At 67.8% G+C, this 7138-nt stretch carries 6 protein-coding genes; 4 read left to right on the top strand and 2 right to left on the bottom strand.

The window, feature by feature from the left end:
* Positions 1–369 precede the first annotated feature (369 nt).
* Both ABD308_RS10980 and ABD308_RS10975 read left to right on the top strand, forming a co-directional pair.
* Positions 370–1608: a TerD family protein gene (locus ABD308_RS10980; protein WP_344331709.1), complete on the top strand. Its 1239-nt coding sequence runs from the start codon at positions 370–372 to the stop codon at positions 1606–1608.
* 86 nt (positions 1609–1694) lie between these two features.
* On the top strand, positions 1695–2105 hold the full coding sequence (locus ABD308_RS10975; RefSeq protein ID WP_344331707.1) for a hypothetical protein: 411 nt from the start codon (positions 1695–1697) through the stop codon (positions 2103–2105).
* Between the two features lie 30 nt (positions 2106–2135).
* On the opposite strand, the gene ABD308_RS10970 is transcribed toward ABD308_RS10975, so the two are convergent.
* Positions 2136–2714 (bottom strand): peptide deformylase, encoded by a 579-nt coding sequence (locus ABD308_RS10970; RefSeq protein WP_344331706.1) that lies wholly within the window; start codon positions 2712–2714, stop codon positions 2136–2138.
* 611 nt (positions 2715–3325) lie between these two features.
* Here ABD308_RS10970 and ABD308_RS10965 point away from each other — a divergent pair.
* Positions 3326–4222, top strand: coding sequence for a hypothetical protein (locus ABD308_RS10965; protein ID WP_344331702.1), 897 nt, complete (start codon positions 3326–3328; stop codon positions 4220–4222).
* A gap of 757 nt (positions 4223–4979) precedes the next feature.
* Here ABD308_RS10965 and ABD308_RS10960 read toward each other — a convergent pair.
* Positions 4980–5927: a helix-turn-helix transcriptional regulator gene (locus ABD308_RS10960; RefSeq protein WP_344331698.1), complete on the bottom strand. Its 948-nt coding sequence runs from the start codon at positions 5925–5927 to the stop codon at positions 4980–4982.
* 63 nt (positions 5928–5990) lie between these two features.
* On the opposite strand from ABD308_RS10960, the gene ABD308_RS10955 reads away from it, so the two are divergent.
* On the top strand, positions 5991–6947 hold the full coding sequence (locus ABD308_RS10955; RefSeq protein WP_344331821.1) for an alpha/beta fold hydrolase: 957 nt from the start codon (positions 5991–5993) through the stop codon (positions 6945–6947).
* The last annotated feature ends 191 nt before the right edge of the window (positions 6948–7138 follow it).

Here is a 7138-nt window from a genome sequence, read left to right as displayed (position 1 = left end):
AGAACTGCAATCGCGAGACGGAGAAGGCCCTGACCGGAAACCCGGTCGGGGCCTTCAACTGCCTTGCCAGGCAAAGGCGGAGGATACGAGATTCGAACTCGCGAGGGGTTGCCCCCAGCACTTTCCAATTCTCCCGAACGCTGTCCGCCGGGGTTCACGCTCGTCCCGAACTGCGGTGGAGCGAACCCTTGGGCGACGGCCGAACCCGGCTGGACGAGGGCGAACGAGACCAGGACTGAGACCGGGGACCGCTGGTGCCGTCCGGTGCGGGAGACCGGTGAGTACCAGAGCGTCAGCACCTGGCTGGTCCTTCTCCTGCATGATCAAGCCACTGCCGCCATCATGGACGGATCACCACAGGAGGCTCAGATGGCCGTCACGCTGCCCAAAGGCGCGAACGCACCCCTGGCCGGCGCCCACTGCCGGGTCACCGTCGCGGCTTCGGGCGTGCCGTTCGACGTCTCCGCCGTGCTGCTCGGGCCCGACGGAAAGGTCCGCGGCGACCACGACCTGGTGTTCTACAACCACCGGTCGCAGGACGGCGTGACGGTGGCCGGGCACACCATCATGGCGGACTTCGGGCTCGTCCCGGACTCGGTGGAGCGCATCGCCGTGGTGGCGAGTATTGACGTCGACCACCCCGCCGCCCGGTTCGACGCCGTGGGCACCCCGCGCGCTGACATCGAGTGCGTGTCCACGCGGCTCGAATTCGTTCCGCCGCCGATGAACGGTGGGGAGACCGTGGCGGTCCTCGTCGAGCTGTACCGACGCCAGGGCGAGTGGAAGGTCCGGGCGGTCGGGCAGGGCTGGGCCAACGGTTTGGCCGGCCTGGCGGCGGACTTCGGCATCGTCGTCGACGACCCCGGTCCCGCGCCCGCACCTCCGCAGGCGGCAGCCCCCGTGCCCCAGCGGCCCGCTCCTGCTGCCCGGACGGCCCCGCCCGTCCCCGCATGGTCCCCGTCGGCGCCGGTCTACCCGCCCGTGCCGCTCGGCAGGGTCGCCCTCGTCAAGGGCGGCCAGGCCACGATCAACATGCGCAAGGACGATCCGCACCTCGTCGTCACCGCCGGCCTGGAGTGGAACGGCGGCAGCGCGGACCGCCGCCGGGCGGGTGCCGACCTCGACCTGTACGCCCTCTATGTGCCCCGCAGCCTCGTCACCCCCAAGGGCCCCAGGCCGAACAGATCCGAGCAGGTCGTCTACTACCGGCAACTCGGTTCCCCCTTCGAACCCCCGTACATCGCCCTCGACGGCGACGCCCGCACACCCGGGCGCGAAACCGTCACCATCCGCCGACCCGACCTCCAGGGCTACGTCCTGATCTGCGCCTACAGTGCGGTCGAGAACGGCGCCGGCTCCTTCACGTCCTACGGTGCCCGAGCTGTCGTCACGGACGGCCGCGGGTCCACCGTCACCGTCCCGCTGTTCAACAACCGCAACCTGTCCTACTGGGTCGCCATCGCCCTCATCGACTTCACCGTCCCCGGCGGCATCGAGATCCGCCACGTGGAGAAGTACAGCGGGAACCACCAGGAAGCCCGGCCGATGCTGTACTCCAACGGCAACTTCCGCATGAGCACCGGCCCGGTCAAGTTCAAGACCAAGTGAAAGCGGGCGCCTCTCCGACCACCATCCAATCGGGCGCGTGATTTCCTACCGGTGCCTGCAACAGGAACTGCTCGGGGGAGATCACTATGAGCATGGTCGGTACGGCTGGATGGCTGGTGCCAGTTGCAGGCCTGGTGGGAGCGGTCCTTGGTGGCGTCCTGTCCCCTTGGGTCGGTGCCCGCTTTGCGCGGCACACAGCAAAGCGGCAAGCCTTCGACAAGGCGATTGCTGCTGTACGTACGGTGCAGGTGGCCAGGCACTACGCCTCAAACGTGCCCGCAGGTCTCCTTGGTGGCCTGGATCAGGGATCAGCGGACGAGTTCAACATCGAGTTGCGCAAGACAGGCGTCCAGCGGTTCATAGAAGCGACGTACGAGGCGAAGGTGGCGCTTGCGGCGCTGGAACCGTACGGCAATCTCTTCCGCGATGGGGACGGGTGGGAGATCACCGAAAGCGAGGCTGATGCCTTGCTGGCCCGACTCAAGCGGGCACGCTGACCGCGCATGGTCAGCGGAGCGGTTTGCCTGTTACCGCTCGTAGGCCCAGGCGCTTCCGGTCTGGCGGTACTGGTCAACGGGGACCGGGTCGATGCCGCGCCGCATCCGTGTGGTGTAGAGCAGGCCGTCGAGGTGGTCGGTCTCGTGGTGGATCAGGCGGGCGAGTCCCCGTTTGTGGGTGGTGGTCGCCGGCCGGCCATCGAGCGTGGTGGTCTCGACGGTGATCCGCAGCGGTCGGGGGACCATGCCGCGGACGTCGAAGAAGGAGAGGCAGCCTTCGTATTGCTCGTCCGTCTCGTCCGTCTCGTCGGAGCGGTCGGTGATGGTCGGGTTGAGCAGGATGATCACCGGCGCTCCGGGCTCGGCCGGCTGGACGGCGGCGGCGGCCCGGCCGATGCCGATCTGGGGTGCCGCGATGCCCATGCCCTTGGCGAAGGGGGGGACTTGGCCGATGCGCTCCATCGCGGTGAACAGCTTCTCGATGACCTGTTCGGCGGCCTCGCGCTCGGCGGGCAGATCGAAGGGACGGGCAGGCTCGGTGAGGATGGGCGCGCCCTCCTGGACGACGCCGAGGCCACGCATCTGCTCGCTGGGTCGCACGTGATTCACCTGAACTCTCTTCGGACCGTGTCGCATTCGCGTCTGGCCCCGGAACCGCCATTCGAGACGGTACCGGCGTGGAGGTCCGGCGTGGACGTGCTCCGGGAGAAGACGCGCATGCCGTCTCCTCGCGCCCGATCGGGGCGGTCCGAAGCGGTGCCGCTCCGGCTGCCATGGACGTGGCTCCCTCCAGCGCCAGCCGTGCTGTCAGACCCGTTCTGACCTGTGTCCAAGGAGCCCATCGGAGGCGACTGAACGGTGGACGCGCATGAATGAGACCAGCGGACCGCAGGCCTCCCACAGATGTCGCTGTTCCGAGCCTGTTGCGCTCCGCTTCAGGAGGGCTGGGAGTGACTCCCCCCCCGAGGTCGGCGGAGGCCAGTTCGAAGGCGCTCGCCATTCCTCGATGTCCGCGGCACGACTTGCGAGCGGTCTCACCCGACCCTGATATATCTTGCCTACAGCGCTGCTGCGGCAGCACGCCTCGGTCACATCCGGTCCCGGCGCCGGAGTCGAGCAGTGGGCTCTTGAGAGTCTCCGCAGTAGTGAAGCCAGTAGTCAGAAGGACACTTCACCTGACTTTCCTGTCGTCGCCGGGCGGCATGTGGAAAGGGCGAAGCATGTCCAAATCAGGCAACGTGAACCGGCTGGCGAAGAAGATCCGTGACAACACATCACTCACCCTCGCCGCCTCGTTCCGATTGGCGCGGCAAGTAAACGTGCGCCCCGGGCCTCCGACTGCCGATGCCCCCGACCCGCGTCAGCGGCGCTTCGAAGCACACGTGGCCCACGTCCTGGCCGCAAGCTTCCAGGACCATCAGCTCAATGGCGCGCTGCTCGGCGTGAGGGAAGCTGTGCCGAACGGGCAACGCCTGGATCTCCTTCTGGAGCCAGCCATGGCGGAGGCGGTCATCTACGAGCTCCTGCCACGGTTCGACCACTCCTATGGCGGTATCCGTGGGGTTCCCGGGCTGCGCGTGACGGGTGACGGAAGGAAGTGGACGCTCCACGCGAGCGGCCTGGGGCAAGTTGTCGCAGCACGGACTGACTGCGGGCCAATCCGTCTGCCGATTCCGCGCGACGATGAGGTGGCCTTGTGGGGCAGGCCGCCTGACGACCTATCTCGCGATGAGAAGCGTGAGATCGGGTGGTGGGCCGATGCCAGGAGCGTCGATGACGTACACACCCGGGACCTACTGATGAGTCGACTCTTGCGACGTCCTGAACTGGTCAACAGGACATCGGAGCCTCATGGATTCGCCAACTGTTACAACCATCACGCCGGTGACCTGGTGATCGAGTGGTGCTGTGGTGACACCGTGGAGGCGCTTTGTGCGAGCCTCCTGGCCCACGGCTTCATCGACGGTGTACCGCGAGCCGGCGCGGTTGAGTTGATCTCCCGGCATTCTGCCCGTCTCGGCGATGCCACAGTCATCCTGAACCGTCACGCCTCGTGCTTGTACGGCGATGATGCCCAGACCATCGCCGAGGACATCAAGAAGGGCTACGAGTCATGAGCCCATCCGCAGTGGCGCTCGTGCTACCCGCGTGCGTACTTGCAGTAGTCCTGGTGCGCCAGTTCCGGGACATGATGGTGCTACGATAGCTGAAACGGCTCCTGGAGGGCTGCGACCCGCAACAGCGAGCCGAAGTCTGTGTGATCCTCGCTGAGTCGCTGCACACCGGGTGGCAGCCCGGGGTACAGCGCGAGCTACGAGCGGACGAGCCACAAGACCTGGGGCGGGTATCGGGAGAGCGGTGAAGACGGCCTCGCGGTCGTCCACCGTCAGTTGACGGGCTGACAGGAGGTGCCGTCAATGCAGCGGGCGCAGAAGGCGTCCCCTTCGGGGCAGGTGGCCAAGGGTGCGGGCGATGGCAGCCCGAAGGTCCCTGGACAGGGGTGTTGAGACCGCAGATGAGACGTGAACGACGAAGGCCCGGGCCGTGTGACATGCCCCCCAACACGCTTTCCAGTTCTCCTCAGTACCGTTCATCGGGGTCCGCCCTTGTCCCGGCCTGCGGCGAAGCACACCACGGGGGCAGGTCTGAACCAGGCCGGACAGTGGTGAATGAGACCAGAACTGAGACCACGCTGCCTGGCGCCCCCACGCTCCACCGGCCTGATCAGCGCACCGACCATTCCGCCTGTCAGGGACCGACCGGAGCAGACCTGGAAGAGCTGGGCAGGCCGGCGGACGCTCCTCGTCCTCCAGCCGATCGGCCCGGCCGAGCCCCAGAAGTGATCGGTCTCTAATCGGCTCGGTGGATCCGGGCTCAGCGGTAGCGTTCGACGAGCGCGTTGCCGATGGAGGCCAGGTGGGCTCGCACGTTCGGAGGGCCGGTTACCTCGAGCCACTCGACGAGCCCGGCGAGCTCGCCGGCGAGGGTGTACTCGTCGCGGCCGCGGATGACGACCTCGATGCGGCCGTCGGTCACGGTGCCTCCCACGTCGAGTCGATCGCCGAGTCCGATCCGGAGTATGCCGATGCCATGGGGTGTGCAGAGCGCCTGGATCTCCAGGGGAGTTCGCCTGCGTTCGACCTCGTCGGCCATCTCGCGCCAGCTCCCGGCGAGGTCGAAGTCCTCGGGCCGCTCCACCGGATCGTCGGTCGGGTCGGCGGACGCCACGCGGTCGATCCGGAAGGTCCGTCGGCCGGTCTCGGTATGGGCGACGAGGTACCAGGCCGGGCCTTTGGCGACGATGCCCAGCGGGTGGGCGGTTCTCCTCGTTTCGGTGCCTCTGCCGTCGACGTAACCGAGCCGCACCTGGACGCCGCGGATCACCGCGTCCTGGAGTGCGTCGAGGAAGCGGGGCGGTGGGTGCTCGGCCCGGTTCGCCCCCCACTGTCGCGGGTCCGTCACCAGTGACGCCGCCGCTGCTTCGGCCTGCGCGCGGAACGGCTCCGGTAGGGCGTGGACGAGCTTGCGCAGAGCCGCTTTCACCGCCGGTGTCGCGGCCGAGGCCGGGCCGGCGGCCAGGAACAGGGCGCGGGCCTCACCCGCGGTCAACCCCGACAGGTCGGTGCGGGCGCCGCCCACCAGGCGCCAGCCCCCGCCTCGTCCTTGCGTGGAGTACACGGGTACCCCGGCCACGGCCAGGGCGTCGAGGTCGCGGCGGGCGGTGCGCTCGGAGACCTCCAGTTCCCGGGCGACCTCCGCCGCCGTCACCTGGCCGCGCCGTTGCAGCAACAGAAGGATGGCCACCAGCCGGTCGGTCCGCATGCCGACAAAACTCCCACGCAAACCGGTCACGAGGTGACCGGTTTCGGGAGACAGGATGTCGGCATGACCTCAAGCGATTTCCCCGAGCCCACTCTCATTCCGGTCAACGGTGTGGAACTCGAAGTCTTCGAAGCGGGCCGAGAGAACGCGGGAAATCCCATCGTGCTCTGCCACGGGTGGCCTGAGCACGCCTTCTCCTGGCGTCACCAGATGCCCGCCCTCGCCGCGGCCGGCTACCACGTCATCGCCCCGAACCAGCGGGGTTACGGACGCTCGTCCCGCCCGGTCGAAGTGACGGACTACGACATCGCACACCTGTCGGGCGACCTCGTCGCGCTCCTCGACCACTACGGTTACGAAGACGCCACCTTCGTCGGCCATGACTGGGGCGCGTTCGTCCTCTGGGGCCTGACCCTCCTGCACCCCGACCGCGTGAACAAGGTGATCAACCTGAGCCTGCCGTACCAGGAGCGCGGAGAGAAGCCCTGGATCGAGTCCATGGAAGCCGTGCTCGGCGGCGACTTCTACTTCGTCCACTTCAATCGGCAGCCGGGCGTCGCGGACGCCGTCTTCGACGCCAACGTCTTCCAGTTCCTCCGCAACCTGTACCGGAAGAACGAGCCCCCCGCGGAGCCCCGGCCGGGCATGGCGCTGATCGATCTCGCCAGGGCGGAAACACCACGCGGAGAGCCCGTCATGAGTGACGGCGAACTGGCCGTCCTCGTCTCCGCCTTCGAAACCTCCGGGTTCACCGGCACCATCAACTGGTACCGGAACCTCGACCGCAACTGGCACCTGCTGGCGGACGCGGACCCGATCATCCACCAGCCCACCCTCATGATCTACGGAGACCGGGACCTGGTCGCGAGGGCCGAGAACCTGGCCGGGTACGTCCCCAACGTGGAAGTGGTCAGCCTGGACTGCGGCCACTGGATCCAGCAGGAGAAGCCCGAGGAAACGAACCGGGTCATCACGAAATGGCTGGCACGCCAGGACCGGCCGAGCAGGCGGACCGGCTGAGCCGAGGCTTCAGCCGATCCAGACGCCACCCGGATCGGTCCTCGATCCCGGCCGATACGAGCGCGGGGCCGGCGAACGGTGGCCTGGTCTTGCCGTGCTCGGCTTCGTCCAAGGCCGCGGGACACGGCAACCGAAACCAGGAGACGACGAAGGCCCGGGCCGCGTGATGCGGTACGGGCCTTCTGCCGGCG

The sequence above is a fragment of the Kitasatospora putterlickiae genome, assembly GCF_039527695.1.
Lineage (GTDB): Bacteria > Actinomycetota > Actinomycetes > Streptomycetales > Streptomycetaceae > Kitasatospora > Kitasatospora putterlickiae.
This window is presented reverse-complemented; position numbering and strand designations above follow the sequence as displayed.

Coding starts and splice junctions, on each gene's coding strand:
- ABD308_RS10980 (WP_344331709.1), top strand. CDS start 370: ATGGCCGTCACGCTGCCCAAAGGCGCGAACGCACCCCTGGCCGGCGCC.
- ABD308_RS10975 (WP_344331707.1), top strand. CDS start 1,695: ATGAGCATGGTCGGTACGGCTGGATGGCTGGTGCCAGTTGCAGGCCTG.
- ABD308_RS10965 (WP_344331702.1), top strand. CDS start 3,326: ATGTCCAAATCAGGCAACGTGAACCGGCTGGCGAAGAAGATCCGTGAC.
- ABD308_RS10960 (WP_344331698.1), bottom strand. CDS start 5,927: ATGCGGACCGACCGGCTGGTGGCCATCCTTCTGTTGCTGCAACGGCGC.
- ABD308_RS10955 (WP_344331821.1), top strand. CDS start 5,991: ATGACCTCAAGCGATTTCCCCGAGCCCACTCTCATTCCGGTCAACGGT.